Source organism: Shewanella sp. 0m-6 (assembly GCF_052977325.1).
The window spans coordinates 1-20,896 of sequence record NZ_JBRIMD010000024.1 but is presented as its reverse complement, the minus strand read 5'-3'; the positions used below and the strand labels follow the sequence as shown (position 1 = coordinate 20,896).

Genomic DNA, 20,896 nt, shown 5'->3' with positions numbered 1-20,896 from the left:
AAGTCCTCATGCACAGACAGTATAAATAGACATCATGCATAGTCATTATGCTTACGCACCCGTTTAGACTGACCGCTGTACCTCATCAGCACATAATAGTCTTAGGGCCATATCACATGACCTACTAACTACTAACTACTAACTACTAACTACTAACTACTAACTACTAACTACTAACTATAAGTCTTCGAAGTATTTAGACCTTCACCCACTTTGTCTGCCGATTATTTTGATCGCCAATTAATTTGATTGATAAGTATTTTGACAACCATCTACCTTGACCTTCAACTAGTTCGGCAACCAACTAGTTCGACAATCAATTAGCTCGATAATCAACTAGTTCGGCAATCGACTATTTTGACACTCAAACTAAACTTACGCCTTTAGATCCCAAAATACAATAAAAAAAGCCAGCATGTGATCAGCTTCAGACTCTTCCCTCAAGCCTCGCCTTTATGGAACTTGCTCGACTAACAACAAAAGCTCTGGCCGATAAATTATCAACACATTTGTAATCCATTAACCTATCTCGTTTCAAGCTGGCTATAAAAAGTAATATTCCATCCCGCTATGGGGTTGAATTCAAGTTTTGTTCACACCGTTGAGAATGGTTTTATTGTCATTTAATAAAAATATTATTTTTTAACCCTTTTTATAAACCAGCCCGTTTATAGATGTATTAGACACACAACACCTATTCTTTTGGAGAATGTATGACCTTACTGACTACCTTAAACCAACGCTTTGGCCGTACTCTTTTAGCCTCATCTTTAGTTTTTGCTACTTTTTCATTTAATGCCAGTGCAACCAGCCCAACTCATCCATCTGGAGTCAATCAAAATATGATCAGTGCACAGATTTATAGCGCCAGTGATTACAGCAATCCTGACACAGGGGCTACCAGTGAAACTAAAATGTATCCTAAGCCAGCAACTGGCCAAGAGCAGCATATTTTGACATTACCAAAGCTAGATAATGAAGCTGACTACAGGGTGGAGATTGAAATTGGCCAAACCCAAATGGTTGATTGTAATCAACATCGTTTAGTGGGTGAATTGAAACAGCATACAGTGAAAGGGTGGGGATATAGCTACTATCAAGTTGATAAGATCTCTGAAGGCCCAAGCACTATGATGGCCTGCTTTGAGCAAGCAAAAACCGAGAAGTTCTTAAAGATCAATGCTGACTTAATGGTTAAATACGATAGCCGTTTACCGAAAGTATTTTATCTACCAGAAAATACCCAGGTACGTTACCGTGTTTGGAAGGTAGAGTCTCAGTTTAACTACTCAGGTAATACCAAGTAATTTCTGTTTTAAGGCTTATTCCAACGCTGAAAACAAAAAAGCTACCAATTTGGTAGCTTTTTTAATATTTCAGAACCAATTACGCTTTTAATGCACCAATGGCTTCTTTACATAAAGCGGTGATCCGCTCCCAGTCGCCTTGCTCCATCGCATCCGTTGGCGCAATCCAGCTGCCACCGATACAATCGACATTTTTAAGTGCTAAATAGTCTTTATAACTACTTGGCGTAATGCCACCCGTTGGGCAGAAACGAATGTCGGCTAATGGGCCTGAAAAGGCTTTAAGTGCATTCACACCGCCAGAAGCTTCAGCTGGGAAAAACTTAAAGTTTGTATAACCCAGTGCCATGCCTTTCATCACTTCAGAGATACTAGCAACCCCAGGGATCAATGGTGTTGTCCCTTCCATTGCAGCTTCTAACAGTTCAGTTGTCGCACCTGGTGTAATCACAAACTGTGCGCCTGCATTAACCGCTTGCTCAAGCTGCGCCTTATTTAGAATAGTACCAGCACCCACTAATGCTTCTGGAACTTCTTGTGCAATTTTAGTGATCGCTTCTAACGCACAGTCAGTGCGTAGAGTGACTTCAAGCACAGAAATACCACCGGCAACAAGCGCCTTCGCTAACGGTACGGCATGTTCAATCTTATTGATCACCATGACAGGAACAATAGGGCTGCGTTTAAAAATATCTTGTGGCTGTATTGACCAGTTATTCTCAAGCATTGCGTTACTCTTCCTTAAACATTAATAGTTTTCATCAATTGCACTCGTGCAACGAGCACCAGTTTCGGGGCTACTTAAATTTGAACGAAGGGCACCGAATAACTCTCGTCCCATACCGTAGCTGCTCTTATGAAGGTCAACTTTTTCAGCCGTTCTGGCGTTAAGTTCAGCCTCATCAACGAGTAGGGTTAGCTCTCCCGTTGTGGCGTTTACTCGAACTAAATCACCGTTATGGATCTTAGCAATTAAACCACCGTCTAACGCTTCTGGCGTTAAGTGGATAGCTGCAGGTACTTTACCTGATGCGCCTGACATACGACCGTCAGTTAACAACGCAACTTTAAACCCTCGATCTTGAAGCGTTCCTAAGATTGGCGTGAGCTTATGCAGTTCAGGCATACCAATCGCTTTAGGACCCTGGCCTTTAACGACAACTACGCAATCTTTATCTAAGTTGCCGGCTTTAAAGATGGCTTCAAGTTTGTTTTGATCGTCAATAACGACAGCTGGCGCTTCAACAATTCGGTGTTGTTCTTGTACTGCAGAGACTTTAATCACCGCGCGGCCAAGGTTACCTTTAAGCAGTTTAAGGCCACCATTATTTTGAAAAGGCTTATCTAGGCTCGTTAGCACTTCATCATCTAAGCTTGTTTGTTGGCCATCGACCCAAGTTAACTCGCCATCACGAACCTGCGGCTCTTGGGTGTAACGCTTAAGACCAAAGCCTGCCACAGTATCGACATCTTCATGTAGCAAACCGCCCTCTAACAGTTCTTTAATCAAGAACGCCATACCACCCGCTGCGTGGAAATGGTTGATGTCAGCGTGACCATTGGGGTAAACACGTGCAAGAAGTGGAACGGCATCTGAAAGCTCTGAGAAATCATCCCAGTTTACGATGATGCCAGCTGCGCGCGCTGCAGCAACGATATGCATGGTAAGGTTAGTTGAGCCACCCGTAGCTAATAACGCCACAATACCGTTAACGACTGATTTCTCAGAAACCACTTTACCGATAGGCGTGTACTGGGTCCCCATTTCGGTTAAACGACATACCTGCTTAGCAGCCGTTTTGCTTAAGACTTCGCGTAGTGGATCATCTGGATTAACGAAAGATGAACCTGGTAGCTGCAGCCCCATAACCTCAAGCATTAATTGGTTACTATTAGCAGTACCATAGAAAGTACAGGTACCTGCGCTATGGTATGACTTAGATTCTGCATCTAAAAGTGCAGCTCTGTCGACTTCACCTTGGGTGTATTGCTGACGAATACGCGCTTTTTCTTTGTTTGGGATCCCTGACTTCATTGGGCCTGCTGGCACAAATAGCATTGGCAAATGACCAAAGCTCAGTGCGCCAATTAATAGACCTGGCACAATCTTGTCACAAATACCCAGCAACAATGCTCCATCGAACATATTGTGAGATAAGCCCACAGCGGTGCCCATGGCAATCACTTCACGGCTTAGCAAACTCAGTTCCATACCCGGTTGGCCCTGTGTAACGCCGTCACACATAGCAGGCACGCCGCCAGCGACTTGAGCAACACTGCCCACTTCATTACATGCTTGTTTCAACAAGTCAGGATACGCAGCATAAGGTTGGTGCGCTGACAACATGTCGTTGTAAGAAGTGATGATACCGATATTAGCCTTGTTCAATTGCTTGATAGCTGACTTATCGGCAGGGTTACATGCAGCAAAACCGTGCGCCAAGTTACCACAACTTAACGCACTGCGGTGGACACCTTTATTTTTAGCATCATCGAGCGCCGCTAGGTATTTAGCGCGAGAATCTTTGCTTCGTTCAATAATTCTGTCTGTAACAGATTGTACAACGCTGTGCATAATTACTCCTTTAAGCGCTCCAGTAAACATCAACAGGCGTTTTATGCTGATCGAGTACGGCTCTAATCGGCATTTCACGACTGTCATCGCTTGCTAGTGCTTGTCGGTAAACATCTAATTTTTGCTCACCAACGATATGTAAATAAATTTGACGACTCGCTAAAATGGCAGACTTCGACAACGAGATCCTTGAATGAGGTGCATTGCCCGGCTTAACGGCAACACATAAGTCAGTTGTCGTTAATGCGTTGTCAAGTTCTGCTTTTGCGGCACAAGGAAACCAAGAGCAGGTATGGCCGTCATTACCCATGCCTAATACAACAACATCGAATGGCTTAGGGAAACTACCAAGCTGCTCAATCGCCATGGCGCAGCCTTCTTCTGGCGAAGAATACATATTTTTCAAGCCACGAAATTTCGCATTCGCGGCTCTATTTTTTAGTAAATTATTGCGAACAAGGCGCTCGTTTGAATCACCATGTTCGGCACTCACCCAGCGCTCGTCAGCTAGAGTGATGTAAACATCACTCCAATCAATACCTTTCTTGCTGAGCAATTCAAATAACTTAAGCGGAGTTGAACCACCAGAGACAATAAGACTCGCTTTGCCTCGAGCATCAACAGCTTCTTGCAATTGATTAGCAATGCGTTCAGCCAGCTGCGCTTCGAGTGCTTCTTTATTGTCAAATGATTTGAAAACAGTTTCTTGAATCATTGGTTCTCCCTTACTCGTCCCAAGAACGGCCATCTTTAGTGATAAGCGCGACCGATGCCACCGGTCCCCATGTTCCAGCAGGATAAGGCTTTGGTTTTTCGTCAGTCTCTTCCCATGCTTGAATGATGCCGTCGACCCAGCTCCAGGCCTGCTCAACTTCATCACGGCGCACAAATAATGCCTGATTACCTAACATCGCTTCGAGTAATAAACGTTCATATGCATCAGCAATGCGTTCATTTTTAAAGGTTTCAGAGAAACTTAAATCTAACTTGGTGGTTTGCAAACGTTGCTTTTCACCTAGGCCAGGCACCTTATTCAACATCTGAATTTCAACCCCTTCATGAGGCTGCAATCGAATAGTAAGCTTGTTGGGTGGTAGGTTACGGTAATTAGAGCTGTAAAGGTTGTGGGGTGGATTTTTAAAGTACACCACAATTTCAGAGCTCTTAAATGGCATGCGCTTGCCACTACGCAAGTAAAATGGCACGCCTGCCCAACGCCAGTTATCAATATCCACGCGAAGTGCAACAAAGGTTTCAGCATTAGACTGAACATTTGCGCCCTCTTCTTCTAAGTAACCAGGTACTGGCGCGCCTTTTAGGAAGCCTGAGCTATATTGGCCCCGAACCGTGTTCTCATAAATGTTGTCAGCGTTAATTGGACGCAGTGACTTAAGTACTTTTACTTTTTCATCACGGATGTTATCAGCATCTAAGTTAACTGGCGGGTCCATTGCAACAAGCGTCAACACCTGTAATAAATGGTTTTGGATCATGTCGCGCATCTGACCGGCTTTGTCGAAATACCCCCAACGACCTTCGATACCCACTTCTTCAGCAACAGTGAGTTGCACATGGTCGATAGTACGGTTATCCCACTTAGAGGCAAACAAAGAGTTAGCAAAGCGAAGTGCAAGTAAATTCTGTACCGTTTCTTTACCTAGGTAATGGTCGATACGATAAACTTGGTTTTCTTCGAAGTAAGCAGAGACTTGGTCGTTAATGATGCGAGAACTTGCTAGATCGGAGCCGATTGGCTTTTCTAAAACAACACGAGAGTCTGGGAAGATAAGATTTTGTTCATGGAGGCAACGACAAATATCGCCGAAGATGGCTGGCGGTGTTGCGAAGTAACTCACCATGACGCGCTTCTCAGGCTCTAAAATATCATGGAATGCTTGGTAACCATCAGCAACCGTGAAGTTAGTGCCGATATAGTGACAACGGTTCAAGAAACGATTCACTGTTTCTTCACAGAGTTCGTCTTTAACAAATGTCTTTAATGCGGTGATGACTAACTCGCGATACTCTTCCTGACTGAAGTCATCTTTTGCAACGCCGAGGATCTTCGTATCGACATTCAGTAAGTTTGCTTTATCAAGCTGGTATAAAGAAGGAAGTAACTTACGCTTAGCAAGATCCCCCTTGGTACCAAATAGAACAAAATCACAAGCTTTGGCTTTTGGTGTCGTTATGCCCATAGCTTCAAAATCTCCTTTTGACACTGTGCCCCACCATTTTTGATGAGAATTCACACGTTTGTTGTAATATAACAACACAAAAAAGTAATTGCATCTAAATTCTATAATAAACTTCAAGTTAGCATATTAGGTATGTTAGCCCATAATCTGATATGCTTTTGTGATAAAATTACTAAAATTTATCGTGTTTGTACCTGTTGTCATTATAAATTAATGTCGGCGTAAACGCTCCGGAAATCACGGTTTAAAAACGACAACTTAAAAGCTTTAACAAAATATAATAAAACTACATTACTATTGAGTGGACGTACGCATATGAATACCCTCGAAAAGGTGCAAAAAAGCCTTACCCATTTTAGTAAATCTGAACGTAAAGTTGCAGAAGTTATTTTGTCTTCGCCACAAACGGCTATTCACTCAAGTATCGCCACTTTGGCTAAAATGGCTGATGTGAGTGAACCTACGGTTAACCGCTTCTGCCGTCGCCTTGATACTAAAGGTTTTCCAGACTTTAAACTCCACCTAGCGCAAAGCCTTGCTAATGGTACTCCTTATGTCAGCCGCCATGTAGAAGAGGACGACAGTCCCGATTCTTATACGACCAAGATATTTGAATCTTCTATGGCCTCTTTAGATACTGCCAGGCAAAGTATCGACACCACTGCGATTAATAAGGCTGTAGATATTCTAACGCAAGCAAAAACTATTTCGTTTTTTGGTCTTGGGGCATCGGCATCCGTTGCTCATGATGCACAAAATAAATTCTTCCGCTTTAATGTTCCGGTCATCAGTTTCGACGATGTTCTAATGCAGCGCATGAGCTGTATAAACAGTAATGAAGGCGATGTAGTGGTGCTTATCTCGCACACAGGCCGTACAAAGTCGCTTATCGACATCGCTAAACTAGCTCGCGAAAACGGTGCTGCAGTTATCGGTATTACTGCCCGTAACTCACCGTTATCAACGGTTTGTACACTTCCAGTAACAATGGAAGTGCCTGAAGATACAGATATGTACTTACCTATGGCTTCTCGTTTGGCACAATTAGTTATAATAGATGTGCTAGCAACAGGATTTACCCTCAGAAGAGGCCCTCGTTTCCGTGAAAACTTGAAGCGAGTAAAGGAAGTGTTAAAAGAATCAAGAATAGACAAAGATCCAGTTCTGTAACTGACTTTCTACATAATTTGCGGCAATTTAACCTAAGTTAAATTGCCGATTTCTAAATTATTGTTGCAACAGGTCACAAAATTAAAAACTTGAGTTAGATCATTTTGTTCGTAATTTTACTACATTAACGGGTATTGTCTGGTAATATAGAATCAGAATTTTTTAAAACTTAACGGAGTATGTCATGTTCCGCAGAACCAAAATTGTAACAACTTTGGGTCCAGCCACCGACCGTGATGACAACTTACGCCGCATTATTGCTGCTGGCGCTAACGTTGTTCGCTTAAACTTCTCTCACGGTGCACCAGAAGATCATAAAAAACGCGCAAACGATACACGAGCTATTGCAAAAGAGCTCGGCGTTCATGTTGCGGTTTTAGGCGATCTTCAAGGTCCAAAAATTCGTATTTCAACTTTCAAAGACAACCAAAAGGTTATGTTAGAGCTTGGTCAAGCTTATACTCTTGATGGCGATCTTGGTAAAGGCGAAGGTGACGAGACACAAGTCGGTATCGATTATAAAGAGTTACCGCAAGACGTGAGTCTTGGTGACATCTTAATGCTTGATGACGGCCGAGTTCAGTTGCGCGTTGAAAAAGTTGAAGGTAACAAGGTTCATACTATCGTTACCGTCGCAGGTCCTTTATCTAATAATAAAGGTATCAACAAGCAAGGCGGTGGCTTATCGGCCGCAGCCCTTACTGAAAAAGATAAGCTAGACATCGTTACTGCCGCAGAGATTGGTGTTGATTACCTTGCGGTATCGTTCCCAAGAAGTGGAGCAGACCTAAACTACGCACGTGATCTAGCACGTAAAGCTGGTAGCAACGCGCTTATCGTTTCTAAAGTAGAACGTGCTGAAGCCGTAGCCACTGATGAAGCTATGGATGATGTAATTATTGCATCTGATGCAGTGATGGTTGCACGTGGTGACTTAGGTGTTGAAATTGGCGACCCTGCTCTTGTAGCAGTTCAAAAGCGTCTAATCAGCCGCTCACGTCAACTGAACAAGCCTGTCATCACCGCAACTCAGATGATGGAGTCAATGATCTCTAGCCCTATGCCAACTCGCGCTGAGGTTATGGACGTTGCGAACGCAGTACTTGATGGTACAGATGCTGTTATGCTCAGTGCTGAAACCGCTGCTGGTGACTTCCCAGAAGAAACCGTAAAAGCAATGGCAGAGGTATGTTTAGGTGCTGAATCACATCCTAGTGTGCAGGTTTCTAAGCACAGACTTGATCAGCAGTTTACTACCATCGAAGAAACTGTTGCGCTATCAACTATGTATGCTGCTAACCACCTTGAAGGTATTAAAGCGATTATCGCTTTAACTGAATCTGGTGCGACGCCGCAAATGATGTCTCGCATCAGCTCTGCGCTACCTATCTTTGCATTATCACGTCACGAATCAACACTCGCTAAAATGGCACTTTTCCGTGGTGTTCAGCCTGTGTACTTTGATTCAACTGCACACGCGCCAGAAACTGTTGCACAAAAAGCACTAGAGACACTTTCTCAAGCGGGTTACCTAGTAAAAGGTGACATGGCGATGATGACTAAGGGTGACGCAATGGAAACTGTGGGTGGCACTAACACTAGCAAGGTTGTTGTTGTAGGTTAAAGCCCTCTTCTATTCTGACATGCCGCTCTAAGGTATGGACGCAATAAATAAAAAGCTACTATTTGTTAATAGTAGCTTTTTTTATTCCTCTCAAAGTAAAACCATTGAATAATCAATCTTTAGCTGTAGGATAGCGGATAAATCTCAGCTGATTATTTATACTGGTGAAATAAGCTCTAGAAAGTTATCGGTCAAGACAAGGCGATGAATGCTAGTGCCTAGCTGTTTTTTCAAGTTAAACCTCAGCTTCAGCCGCTTTATCGATATTAGCTATCGGCTATCGGCTATCGATAGCAAATCACAGGTAGCAAATCACAGGTAGCAAATCACAGATAGTAAGCCAACAAGGAATAAGTTGAATAATGAAATGGAAATTACTGGTTATCTCATGTGTCGCGATAAGCATCATCGGCGGCTATTATGTTTATAGCCGTGATAGCAGCGAGAAAAAACTGGCACAAAATATTAGCCCAACAATTTACACACCGGTGAGCATTAATGAAATAACTGTTCAGCAGCAAACGATTAAAGCCCCCCTTTCGAATAAAACCTTTCAAAAAACTAAGCTACAGCAACTTTCTTCTGCGCACGCTCAATGCCAAAGACGATTCCACAACTTTAGTGAGCAAGTTACTGATGTCCACAGTGGGATAATTGCAGCACTAGAACAAGAGTTGAGGCAAGGTAAAACTGAACGCGAACTGCTTTCCTTTCAGAGTCAATACCAAACATTCTACGATAGTTATCAGGACTTGCTAATTGAAGCTAAAATCAATATCGAAAACAACAAGTACTCTATCACTCGAGCTAGCTCCATTTTAAAAGACTGGAGTGGAATGTCGGTCATTGAAGGGGTTAATGTCGATACTATTGATGTGTTGGTTACAGCGCTAAAGCCATTAGAGAATGAACAACATGGGCTGGGTATGTCGATATCCTTAGCGCAAGATATAAACAAAGCAGATATCTATGCCCTACTTGATAATAACGACAATTTTACGACCTATTTAGCATCTCCGCTTTCTATTCGCGACAGTCCAGTTTTATCACCATCAATTCTATTTATCTTAACTGCTGAATACCTTAACCTAGAAGAATATAAGCAAGTAGTGACCTTGCAATCATTTACTGTCAACGAAGTCGCGGTGGCATTAAAAAATAATATGGCGACCGAATACTTATTTCCGTTGCTTGAGCAAACACAATCATTAACTGACTTTCCTATTTTTGCTCAAGGGCAATTCGATACCTATGAAAATCTAGCTGATATTGCAGTCGCTAATTTTAATGTTGATGCATTAGCGTTACTCAACAAATACGGTGTTAAACCGATTAATGAGCCAGGCATATTAACAGCAATGGACATAGCCATATTGAATTTGCCCCGTAGTGATGCTGAGTACATTAAACTCAAATCCGATGCAAATAAAATGCTCGACACGCTGAGTTACCTGAAAGTTCAAGGTTATAAAGCCCACGGTAGTATTAGCCTGAACGGCACAGGCATAAGCTTTAGCCCGCCGCCCAAAGGTTTCTTTCATAGCGACATGGTTTCTAATGCTAAGTTAAAATCGCTTCTTAATAGCATCCCCCTCATAGATAAAAGCTTTAATGTAAAACAGCGTGAGGTAGATGACTCCGTTATCTCGCTTGCCATTGTTGAAGCAAAAAATAAACAAATGACAATGAAGCGAAAGTCAGAGCAATGCGCATCAGTAAAGCAGCAGTTACTTGCTGAACAAAGTTTTGAAGGAAGGGATAGGGCCTATGACATCATTGATGAGATAAAGAAGGATCCCGAGCACATAAAAGAACGACTACATGAAATTGATCCTGTACTTGTCGGTATTTGGCAAGAGCTTGAACTTAACTATAAACGTGCGCCATTAAATTCAGACTCTAGTGATAGGTTCAAACGTTTATTAGCAGACGGAAAAACAGAGCAAGCGCTTGAATACAATGAGCAAACCCCACTGACACAATCACAAACAGATGCCCTATTTCATTATATGCTTCATGTCGATATCGAATTCCTGTCAGCATGGAATGTAAGAATTTCTCCTAAAATGCCATCAAATTTACTCTCACTCAAAGCTCTTCCAATTGAGAAATGGCAAGACTTATTACATCAAGGTTTTGATTTTTCGATAATAGACCAATCAGGAAATGATGTATTTATGGCTGCGGCTTTACACTCACCACAAGCTATCCAATTTTTAGTCGACAACAATTTTAAATTAAATTCAGATAAATATGGATTAGATGCCCTCGACTTACTATTAGAGCTTAGCTCTGAAAATGGTCAGTTACACGAGAGTTTGCCAAAACTTATCTCGCTCTACCCAAAATTTCGTGCCAGTCATTACGCTAGGGTAGCAAGAATAAAGAAATTCTTGCCAGAAGAGTATCAACAACTCATCACGATAGATAACGCCCTTACCCCGATAGCAGGCACAGAGTTAAATACGTTTAGAAGCCGATATTTTTAATAAGAGAGGAATTTAGACCTCAACAGGAAATAGAAAAAAATACGGTTAATAGCGGTGAAATAGAGCGCGTTCAATTATTACCAATCAAAAAGCACACAGCCTTTTTTAAAAGACAAAAATGCCGCCTTACTAAGTACTCGTTTACGTACATAGTAAGGCGGCATTTTATTAGGCAGCTCATTAACAATAAATGCTAGTGCTAACCGAATACATCAACATTCAACTCTCAACTCTCAACTAAAGAGTCTCAACTAAAGAGTCTCAACTAAAGAGTCTCAAAGTCATCCACGTTGATTGCCGCTAAGCGTAACTCATTCGCCTTAACTAATTGTTGATGTTCATCAGAACTAATCAAGGAGATCTCGAGCGCCGAGTCAAATAAGGCAATAGGTTGTAGTTTTGCAGGTAAACTGCCATCCCTTTGTGCTTGCTTAAGTTTCTTATACAGAGCTTTGCATGAATGCTTGGCAATAAATGCTTTCTCAACTTCTGCAATACCGCCAGTGTCACCATCAAAATCTGGACACAAGAAGGTTAACCGCTCACGCGCAGGACAAGGTTTACTCATCGAGTTAACCAGATCGATTGATAGCTTATCGCTTGCGTTTTTAAAGCGATTTCCAAGCGGAAAGATTAACGCGCGCAGTAATAGGGCTACACCACGGTTAGGGAAGTTACGGATCGCTTCATCTAATGCTTTTGCTGCTAAGTGCAAACGCGTTGCCATAACATGGCGAACTGCAGGTAAATCATCAAACTGACGACCATTATCTTCAAATAACTTTAAGGTTGCAGAACCAAGATATAGCTGGCTTAATACGTCACCCATTCGGGCACTAAGCATTTCTTTACGTTTTAAATCGCCGCCTAAAATAAGCATAGAAACGTCAGTCATCAGGGCTAAGCCTGCTGATAAACGGTTCATATCTTTATAATACTGCTTTGTTTCACCACTTACGGGTGATTGAGAAAGGCGACTACCCGTTAGCGCATTAGCAAATGCACTGAAAGCATTACGGATCGCATAACCGATGTGGCCTAATAGTAGATCGTCGAAACGCTCAAGACCTTCATTGGTATCTTCCATGCCAGCGGCTTCCATCTCTGCCAACACGTATGGATGACAACGTGTTGCGCCTTGACCGAAGATCATCAAGCTTCTGGTTAAAATATTGGCCCCTTCTACCGTAATAGAGATAGGGAGCGCCATGTAACCGTAGCCTAAATAATTCTTAGGACCAAGCTGGATCCCTTTACCTGATTGAATATCCATCGCATCATCAATGACCTTACGTCCAAGTTCAGTCATGTGATATTTTGCAATCGCCGTGACCACAGAAGGCTTAACTTTTAAGTCAATGCCCGTTGTGGTTAAACGCCTTGCTGCTTCAAGCTGATAAGTATTGGCAATAATCCGTGCTAACGCCTCTTGTACCCCTTCAAAATGGCCGATTTCGATACCAAATTGCTGACGAACAAAACTGTATGCTGTTGTCGTCTTGGTTGCCATATGACCTGATGCTGTTGAGAGCGCAGGTAATGAGATCCCGCGGCCAGCCGATAAGCATTCAACCAACATTCTCCAGCCACGACCCGCATATTGAGGACCACCAATAATCCAATCCAGTGGAATAAACACATCTTCACCACTGGTGGTGCCATTCATAAACGCCATATTTAATGGGTTGTGGCGGCGACCAATTTCAACACCAGCATGATCGGTTGGGATCAGAGCGCAGGTTATACCAATCTCTTTTGTCTCGCCAAGCAGACCATCAGGATCATACATTTGAAATGCAAGCCCCAATACATCAGCAACTGGCGCTAGCGTAATATAGCGCTTATTCCAGTTAAGTTTTAAGCCTAGTGTTTCTTCACCATTAAACTGTTGGCGACACACAATGCCAGAGTCTGGAATGGCGCCTGCATCACTGCCCGCTTCTGGGCCCGTTAATGCAAAACAAGGAATAGCACGGCCATCAGCTAGTTGCGGTAGCCAAAAATCTTTTTGCTCACTGGTGCCATAATGGGTTAATAGTTCTCCCGGACCGAGTGAGTTAGGAACCATAACCGTTACTGCAGCACTCACACTGCGACTGGCTATTTTGCTGACGATTGTAGAGTTGGCGTAAGCTGAAAACGCCTTACCGCCATACTTTTTTGGGATGATCAGCGCAAAGAAACCTTCTTTCTTGAAGTAGTCCCATAGCTCTGGTGGCAGATCTTTTCTTTCATTAACGATGTTGTAATCGTCAATCATGGTTAACGCTGTCATTACCTGATTGTCGATAAAGTCCTGCTCTTCAGAGCTCAGTGTCGGCTTACCGTAGCTATGCAGAACTTGCCAGTTAGGTTTGCCTTTAAATAGCTCCCCTTCCCACCATACATCGCCTGCTTCCATCGCTTCTTTTTCTGTATTAGAAAGCGGTGGTAGTACTTTTTTAAAAAAGCTAAATACAGGACGAGTTACTAACTGTATCCTGATATTTTTAACACTGAATACAACAACTATTGCGCCAATCAATAGTATTAATAATGTCGTAGCCATAATTTTTACATTACATCCTTAGTAAGTGGGACCGATACCCCGGCAGATAAATACGGAATAACTTTTCTAATAACTGCTTCTATATCATTGTGCTCCCCAAAATCAGCTTCTGCAATTTCTGTTAACGCATCGGCTGAGGCCATGGTGAAAACAACCGTACCTAAGGTAAAGTGTAATCGCCAAAACATCTCTGCGGGAGGAATATGAGGGGCGCTCTCAGCCACGGCTTTAACAAACAGCCCTAGATACTCGCCGTAATGCGTAGTAATGAACCAACGAAGGTGTCCCTGACTCTCAATGTAACCACGACCCAACAACTGAAGAAATGTGGTGGTACCTTCGTTTCTCAGCGCATTAAGATCGAGAAGTGGTGCAACTAACGTTGAAAAAATATCATCCAATGATGCATTCGCATTATTTTTACGAACCAAAACAATAGCGTCTGCTGCTGCAGGCATAAATACATCGAGGTAACGTGCTAATACCGCTCTGATCAGCTCTTTTTTTGAGCCAAAATGATAATTAACAGATGCAAGGTTTACTTCAGCTTTGCTTGTAATTAGTCTTAGCGAGGTTTCTGAAAATCCTCTTTCTGCAAATAATTTTTCCGCTGCATCCAGTATTCTTGTTTTCGTATCGGAGCGATTTGCCATTCCGTTGCCTTTTTCTATTTTAAACACTCGTTTAAATTAAACATTCGCTTGCTTATTGTCAAACGAAATCCCCTTAATCGTAAAAACAGACTGCTTATTGAATTGGTAATTCTGTTCCTCTGTTAATTGGCAACAAAATAAGAAAATAAACAACACAAAAACAACAAGGGATTTCAACGATGGTTATGACCTTAGCGAAAGCTTCAAAGGTATCGATGTAATCAAAGTTTTCTAAGTTTTCTAAGTTTTCTAAGTTTTCTAAGTTTTCTGCATTGATAGCATTAACTCTAAGCACCGCAGCCTATAACAACACAGACAGTAATACCGCACCGATATAAGTCGATAAGAGTGCAGAAGCGAGAGCCAAACTGAACACCATGCTAGAAATGGGTCAGAGTAAGCCATGGCCAAAAGCGTTGGCAGCTGTTACTGGTATTCAAGAAATGGACCCCAAGGCGGTACTCGATTACTTTGCCCCACTGCAAACCTGGCTAGATGAGCAAAATACTATCGCTAACCGTCAATGTGGTTGCTAATGATTAATTAGATTTTTAAAAGCACGACAAAGTATTAGATCACGATCAATAAAAACCATTTTATCTCACATCAAAATGGCTTTTTTCTCGAGAAAGTGAATCAATGCTAGCGGATATTAACCCCTTTATGATTAGCCTCTTTGGTTTCAATTCGTTGCTGTTCAGATTTAGCCAGCATCACATAAAGCGCTCCTGTACCACCATGATGGTTTTGGGCTGTGTGAAATGCTAATACCTCATCAATCTGCGCAAGCCAAGCCACAACAAAAGACTTAGTCAAAGCGGGGATAGGTTTGGTGTTAACCCCTTTACCATGGATCACGATAATGCTGCGCTCACCACGATCCCTGCTGTGCTGCAATTGCAGGTATAACACTTCCCTCGCCTGTTTTACCTTTAGCTGTTGCAGCTCAATCTCGCGTTTAATCGGGTAACCTCCCCGACTTAAGCGTTGAAATACGGCTTCTTGAACACCATCTCGTTTAAATTCGACTATAGCGTCCGATGCGATAGGCTCAATCCCATTGATATCTGTGGTTAACTTAGCCAACTGCTCGCTCATTTCAAGCTGTTTACGCCGAGCATCTTGAGCCTGCGTAGATACCTTTTGTTCAACAATTGTCGCATTGGTATTATTTTTAAGTGGCTGAACACCTGTCATCTCTTGAAGAAAAAGATTCATTTCCTCTTCACCCATAAATCCCCCATTTACTGCGTTCACCTAACACACTGACATAGGCTCGTGAAGATGCAGATTTGATTTGCAGTCCAATTCTACACATCTTGTAAAGATCTAGTACTTTAGTTCACAGTAACCATCTATTATAGTGATACTCATTATATTATTATTTCGCCCAAATACATGCTTAAAAAAGTTGCAACAGCACTCACATTTACCTGTACTCTTTACCTTAGTTTCTTCCAAGTCGCCTTAGCAGATGATAACGAAGCACTTAACGCCGTCTATGGGCAATTTAGTGAAGCTTTTAATGAACTTGATGCAAGTATCATGGAGTCTATCTACTCTGAAGATGCCTGCTACATCCCCGAAAGCCAAGATGAAGAAATTACTTTAGGACGCGATAATATTGTTGCCCTTTACCAAACTTTTTTTGGCAAGATTAAGCATAAGAATGCCAAAATTGAAGTCGATTTTAGAGTGATCGAACGTAACATCGAAGGGGCGAGTGCTACAGATGTCGGTTACTATCTGATTCGTTTTCACCCCCCCATTGATAACGAAGAGCCAAGCAGTGAATTTGCAGGTAAGTTTGTTGGAGTATCCAACAAGAAAAGTGACGGTAAGTGGTATTTGACTGTTGATACCAACAACCGCGCCGAAGCTTCGTTTTATTATAATGCCAAGCCAAGTCCAAACCTTTATTATGGTCGCCAATTTCCAGCATTAAGCCAAAACTCAATAACCAATATCAACAACCAACAGTAACCAGTAACTTACAATCAATGACCATGACAAACCTTAATTCAGACACCGATAAACTGTGCCCTTGCTGTTCAGGCAACGTATATCAAGATTGTTGCCAGCCACTTCACCTAAAAACGCAAATTGCACAGAGCCCAGAACAATTAATGCGCTCAAGATTTAGTGCTTTTTATCTAAAGCAATTTGATTATTTAATCGCAACCCACCATGTCGATTATTTAAATGGGCTTACAGTACAAAACCTTGCACAAGAGCCGCTACCTCAATGGTTGGGCTTAGAGATTGCTGCAAGTCAGCAACATGACAGTCAGGGTAAAGTAACCTTTCAGGCTTGGTATCAATTGGATGATGAACTGGATGCCATTCATGAATGCTCAAGCTTTATCAAACAGAATGAGAAATGGTATTACACGCAAGGTGAGCACAAAGATGTGGTCTTTCCGAAACGCAATGACAAGTGTATCTGCCAAAGTGGTAAGAAGTTTAAGCAGTGCTGTGGTAAATAATCCGCTTTAATGAACTGCGGCTGCTTTTTCCAAAAATTGGCCAAACTCAGAGACACGTAACGCAGGGCTATATAAGAACCCTTGAGCCTGATGACACAGGTGTTTAGCGAGAAACTGCTCTTGCTCTTTTGTTTCAACGCCTTCGGCGGTGAGCGAAATATTTAATGCCGATGCCATTGCGATAATCGCACTGACGATTTCACGGCTCTCATGGCTCACCGACAGATCGGATATAAATGAACGGTCAATTTTAAGTTTACTAATCGGAAATTGCTTCAGATAGCGCATAGAGCTATAACCAGTGCCAAAGTCATCTATAGCGAGACCGACGCCTAATTCTGCCAGTTCATGACATAAATTAGTCGCTGAGCGAATATCTTCCATTAACTCTGTTTCGGTGATCTCAAGGATCAGGCTATTCGGTTTTAGCCTATAACGTGTTACCAACTCCCAAACTTGCTCAAATAGTGAGCCACTAAAAAACTGTCTCGCCGATACATTTACGTGCATCGAGATATCTATTTGATGACGTTGCCATAAATTGAGTTGTTTACAAGCCGCTTCTAACACCCAGGAACCTATGTCGTTAATAAGCCCTGTTTGTTCTGCAATATCAATAAAAGCCCCAGGATACAGCACACCTTTCTTTGGGTGGTGCCAACGAATTAATGCTTCAGCGCCGATATAGGATTGTTTCTTTAAGTCTTTCAACGGTTGGTAATAAAGCTCAAATTGTCGACCTTTAATCGCAACGGCAAGGTCTCTTTCTATCTGAGCATCTTCTTTAAAAGCATTCAGCAATGCTGAGTTAAATACCTGTATGGCATTACCTTGCTTTTTTTTCGCATATTGAAGCGCGATATCTGCACACGTTAAAGAGGACAACTGCTGTTCAATTGAGGCTAGTGCAACACGTGCTAACGCGGGTTTGGGCTCTATCTGCTCAATGCCTATGGTAATCGGAGCTTCAAGTTGTTTGTATAATCGTTCTGTTAACTGTTCGATAAGTACTTCATCGAGATCAGTTTCAAATAAAAGACCAAACTCATCACTGCCAATCCGAGCGACATCAGAGATCTGGTTAATCTCAGCAAAATGGCGCATTCGTCTTGCGACTTCGATTAACATGATATCGCCATTAGCGTGACCATAAGTATCGTTAAAGCGCTTAAAGCCTCGAAGATCGATAAGTATTAAATGCCCTGCACGAGCTTTCTTAAGTACTTTGCTAAAATGCGTACGGTTATAAAGACCTGTTAGTCCACAGCGCCAGGCTAAACGGAGCAACTCGGTTTGATGATTGTGCTGTTCAGTGCAGTTTTCTGCATTAACCAATGCAAAATGATTGCCTCTGTCAGAGATAAACCGTTTTACAGAAAAGCGCATCCAGTAAGATGTACCGTCATGGCGCTCAAGACTGACCTCTTCTTCAGAGCTCTCTCCAATACGGGCTTTTTTCAACACAGCATCTGATAACGCGGGATATTGCTTAAAAAAATCTAAAAAATGAATCTTACGTCCCAGAATGCGATCTTTAGGTACCTTGGTTACTGCCTCGTGCGCCTTATTGACGTACTCAATGCAGTCGGTTGCTAAATTAACGACCATCATAATTTGATCAGATTGTTCTGCGGCTGACAAAAAAAGCGTTAACCGCTCATCTTTGTCATAGCCGTATTGGGTAGCGAGTGTGAGTGCCAGTTGGTCTGCAACCTGAGAGCAAAGCTGAATTTCAGTATCATGCCATGGCTCTGAGATTTCAGTACGCTCAAGACTTAACGTGCCTTCTAAATGCCCATTGATTCGAATCGCCACTTCTAAAACTGACACAATACCCAGAGCTTGGTAATAGGGCTTAAGTTCAACCAGTCGACTATCATCAAGCGCATTTTCTGAAGAGATATGGCGCTCATCTTTGAGCTGAAGAATAAAGTTAGAACAAGATTGTGGTTTAGGGCGGATGTCAGTGGCTACATTAGGCAACATACTCAGGCGTGTAACTTGCTCTAATGTATTTGTCTCTGCCGACAATGCAGAAATCACTACACTTGAAACATTAAGCTGTTGAGAGAGTAACTCAGCGGCAATGTCTGCAGTGGCTTTAAAATCTCCTAACTGCTTTGCTTCTGAATTAACAATGTACTCCAACAATTGCTGAAATTGATGTTTCTTCACATGTCATCCTAGTGAGGCAAACAAATTGCTTACCAATGGCTTTAAATATAAAGCAAAAAAATTATTTTTATAGGCTACTAAATATAGGGTACTAGGTTACACGATTTAACGTAATATCAGCAAGTTTAACTACAGCTATTACAAGCCATTTTCTAATTGAAATATCATTTTTTCAGCACTAAAAGAGAATGTTAGGTTGATTTTCACGCTCTGGCCTTGTAACTGCTTTTCAAAAGTTACGCCTTCGAAGCGCTGTTGTGCTTTTGCAATCACTTCTTCAGCCAATTGCTCACAATTTTCACCGTTTAACTCTAACTCTAGTACTGTATCGTACTCATCGATAACTGCACCCACATCCACAAAGCTACCACAGTCTGTACAAGTGTCATTAACCAAATTTGACTGCGCCTTTTGAATATTTTTCATCTTGATTTGTCTCTACTAAGATAATATGAATTAATGATTATATATCAGCAATTCAAAATAGAGCAGGATCATCATCAAGCTTGAGCAATAAATTCACTCATTTGTCGTTGCATAACTAATTGATCGACAAAATGCGTCAACGTAATATTAGCCTTTGAGTTGACTTGTTGGTATCTATTACGAGTAGTCACCTCACAATTGGCCAAAACCTCTTCTAACTCTAATGCTTCATTTCTTCGAATAACTAATGCTTCTTCATTCAATACATTAGCCAGGCGAAAGGCCATCGCACCACTTGATTGGTGAACGTGACTGTTATCGACAATGACGTCATCAATATCAAGACGCGCGAGTAGTGTTTGTTGCTCAGGCAGCTCAAATTTAGCTCTAAGATCGCTAGATTGATGCGCATCGGTTTGAAATTGCGCCATATCACGAGCATCGGCAGATAACATGGACAGCAATAATCCAAACTCACCCCGTCGGTTTGAACCGATGGCATGATTTAGCCTCGAACCAAGTTGTGATTCGTTAACTAACGCACTAGTTACCTGCATAACACTCATTTTGCACAAAAATAAACCACTGAAATATATTGTTAAAACTTTATCGACTACATGAGTCATTACTTTAGGCATTTTTTGATATTCAATGACATTAATCACTATCTATCGTGCCTTTGGTTTACTTGTTTCTCATCAATCAGCTTGTAAGCTCATTGAGCTTCTAATTCATTACATTAAACATGAGCAACACTCTTCGTTGTACGATACCCCTCTCAGTCATAGGCCCATCGTGCCTATTTTTTCAACTGCTGTTACATGACTACTAACTACCTTTAGTTCATTGCTGCCCCTGCTTATTTGCTAATACGTTTTTAAACTCATAGCGATTGTTTTGGTAGCGAGCTAATTAATAATCATATTGAGCAAGAATACATCCGCAAAACAACTCGTTGTCAGTTAATTAACCAAACAGTCAGTTCTTTAGGGTTTATTTCATATTTTGGCTTTACAGGAGAAATATTTCTGACTACTATTGCCGCCGCAATTGAGGAGGGGTTCCCGAGTGGCCAAAGGGATCAGACTGTAAATCTGACGGCTCAGCCTTCGAAGGTTCGAATCCTTCTCCCTCCACCATTTGCGCACAATTTATAGAAAGATATTCGTGGAGGGGTTCCCGAGTGGCCAAAGGGATCAGACTGTAAATCTGACGGCTCAGCCTTCGAAGGTTCGAATCCTTCTC

The 20,896-nt window shown here is 42.0% G+C and carries 16 protein-coding genes, 1 tRNA gene and 1 pseudogene; 8 read left to right on the top strand and 10 right to left on the bottom strand.

Translation table 11 applies throughout. The features are described 5' to 3' along the window. Positions 1 to 713: 713 nt before the first annotated feature. On the top strand, positions 714 to 1,307 hold the full coding sequence (eco, locus tag ACVBJC_RS16065) for a serine protease inhibitor ecotin (protein WP_447161940.1): 594 nt from the start codon (positions 714 to 716) through the stop codon (positions 1,305 to 1,307). Positions 1,308 to 1,386: 79 nt separating this feature from the next. Here eco and ACVBJC_RS16060 read toward each other — a convergent pair whose 3' ends face one another. The 4 genes from ACVBJC_RS16060 to zwf are packed head-to-tail and all read right to left on the bottom strand — an operon-like array spanning position 1,387 to position 6,080. After that, the gene (locus ACVBJC_RS16060) at positions 1,387 to 2,034 is read right to left on the bottom strand and encodes a bifunctional 4-hydroxy-2-oxoglutarate aldolase/2-dehydro-3-deoxy-phosphogluconate aldolase (protein WP_447161941.1); all 648 of its coding nucleotides are present in this window, start codon (positions 2,032 to 2,034) and stop codon (positions 1,387 to 1,389) included. Positions 2,035 to 2,055: 21 nt separating this feature from the next. After that, a complete protein-coding gene (gene edd / locus ACVBJC_RS16055) occupies positions 2,056 to 3,882 on the bottom strand; it encodes a phosphogluconate dehydratase (protein WP_447161942.1) in 1,827 nt (608 codons plus the stop codon). A 10-nt stretch (positions 3,883 to 3,892) separates the two neighbouring features. Then, a complete protein-coding gene (pgl, locus tag ACVBJC_RS16050) occupies positions 3,893 to 4,597 on the bottom strand; it encodes a 6-phosphogluconolactonase (RefSeq protein WP_447161943.1) in 705 nt (234 codons plus the stop codon). A gap of 10 nt (positions 4,598 to 4,607) precedes the next feature. Then, positions 4,608 to 6,080 (bottom strand): glucose-6-phosphate dehydrogenase, encoded by a 1,473-nt coding sequence (gene zwf, locus ACVBJC_RS16045; protein WP_447161955.1) that lies wholly within the window; start codon positions 6,078 to 6,080, stop codon positions 4,608 to 4,610. A gap of 315 nt (positions 6,081 to 6,395) precedes the next feature. Here zwf and ACVBJC_RS16040 point away from each other — a divergent pair, with 315 nt between their 5' ends. The 3 genes from ACVBJC_RS16040 (at position 6,396) to ACVBJC_RS16030 (ending at position 11,363) form a co-directional block, all read left to right on the top strand. Next, positions 6,396 to 7,250, top strand: a complete 855-nt coding sequence (locus tag ACVBJC_RS16040; RefSeq protein ID WP_447161944.1) for a MurR/RpiR family transcriptional regulator — start codon at positions 6,396 to 6,398, stop codon at positions 7,248 to 7,250. Between the two features lie 184 nt (positions 7,251 to 7,434). Then, positions 7,435 to 8,874, top strand: coding sequence for a pyruvate kinase (gene pyk / locus ACVBJC_RS16035; RefSeq protein ID WP_447161945.1), 1,440 nt, complete (start codon positions 7,435 to 7,437; stop codon positions 8,872 to 8,874). A gap of 362 nt (positions 8,875 to 9,236) precedes the next feature. Then, on the top strand, positions 9,237 to 11,363 hold the full coding sequence (locus tag ACVBJC_RS16030; RefSeq protein ID WP_447161946.1) for a hypothetical protein: 2,127 nt from the start codon (positions 9,237 to 9,239) through the stop codon (positions 11,361 to 11,363). A gap of 265 nt (positions 11,364 to 11,628) precedes the next feature. On the opposite strand, the gene ACVBJC_RS16025 is transcribed toward ACVBJC_RS16030, so the two are convergent. Both ACVBJC_RS16025 and ACVBJC_RS16020 read right to left on the bottom strand, forming a co-directional pair. Then, a complete protein-coding gene (locus tag ACVBJC_RS16025) occupies positions 11,629 to 13,911 on the bottom strand; it encodes an acyl-CoA dehydrogenase (RefSeq protein WP_447161947.1) in 2,283 nt (760 codons plus the stop codon). Between the two features lie 5 nt (positions 13,912 to 13,916). Further along, a complete protein-coding gene (locus ACVBJC_RS16020) occupies positions 13,917 to 14,564 on the bottom strand; it encodes a TetR/AcrR family transcriptional regulator (RefSeq protein ID WP_447161948.1) in 648 nt (215 codons plus the stop codon). A 356-nt stretch (positions 14,565 to 14,920) separates the two neighbouring features. Here ACVBJC_RS16020 and ACVBJC_RS16015 point away from each other — a divergent pair. Next, positions 14,921 to 15,100, top strand: a pseudogene (locus ACVBJC_RS16015) (M2 family metallopeptidase); the annotation flags it as partial. A 106-nt stretch (positions 15,101 to 15,206) separates the two neighbouring features. Here ACVBJC_RS16015 and smrA read toward each other — a convergent pair. After that, complete coding sequence (gene smrA, locus ACVBJC_RS16010; RefSeq protein ID WP_447161949.1) at positions 15,207 to 15,797, bottom strand: DNA endonuclease SmrA; 591 nt, start codon at positions 15,795 to 15,797, stop codon at positions 15,207 to 15,209. 165 nt (positions 15,798 to 15,962) lie between these two features. Between smrA and ACVBJC_RS16005 the strand changes: the two genes are divergently transcribed. Together ACVBJC_RS16005 and ACVBJC_RS16000 are read left to right on the top strand one after the other, a co-directional pair. After that, positions 15,963 to 16,547: a YybH family protein gene (locus ACVBJC_RS16005; protein ID WP_447161950.1), complete on the top strand. Its 585-nt coding sequence runs from the start codon at positions 15,963 to 15,965 to the stop codon at positions 16,545 to 16,547. 23 nt (positions 16,548 to 16,570) lie between these two features. Continuing rightward, positions 16,571 to 17,050, top strand: a complete 480-nt coding sequence (locus ACVBJC_RS16000) for a YchJ family protein (protein WP_447161951.1) — start codon at positions 16,571 to 16,573, stop codon at positions 17,048 to 17,050. A 6-nt stretch (positions 17,051 to 17,056) separates the two neighbouring features. Here ACVBJC_RS16000 and ACVBJC_RS15995 read toward each other — a convergent pair whose 3' ends face one another. From ACVBJC_RS15995 to ACVBJC_RS15985, 3 genes are all read right to left on the bottom strand, one after another. After that, a complete protein-coding gene (locus tag ACVBJC_RS15995; RefSeq protein WP_447161952.1) occupies positions 17,057 to 19,225 on the bottom strand; it encodes a sensor domain-containing phosphodiesterase in 2,169 nt (722 codons plus the stop codon). 138 nt (positions 19,226 to 19,363) lie between these two features. After that, complete coding sequence (locus ACVBJC_RS15990; protein WP_447161953.1) at positions 19,364 to 19,651, bottom strand: DUF406 family protein; 288 nt, start codon at positions 19,649 to 19,651, stop codon at positions 19,364 to 19,366. A 74-nt stretch (positions 19,652 to 19,725) separates the two neighbouring features. Beyond that, positions 19,726 to 20,316, bottom strand: coding sequence for a VC2046/SO_2500 family protein (locus ACVBJC_RS15985; RefSeq protein WP_447161954.1), 591 nt, complete (start codon positions 20,314 to 20,316; stop codon positions 19,726 to 19,728). A gap of 389 nt (positions 20,317 to 20,705) precedes the next feature. Here ACVBJC_RS15985 and ACVBJC_RS15980 point away from each other — a divergent pair. Continuing rightward, positions 20,706 to 20,790, top strand: a tRNA-Tyr gene (locus ACVBJC_RS15980). Positions 20,791 to 20,896: the final 106 nt, after the last annotated feature.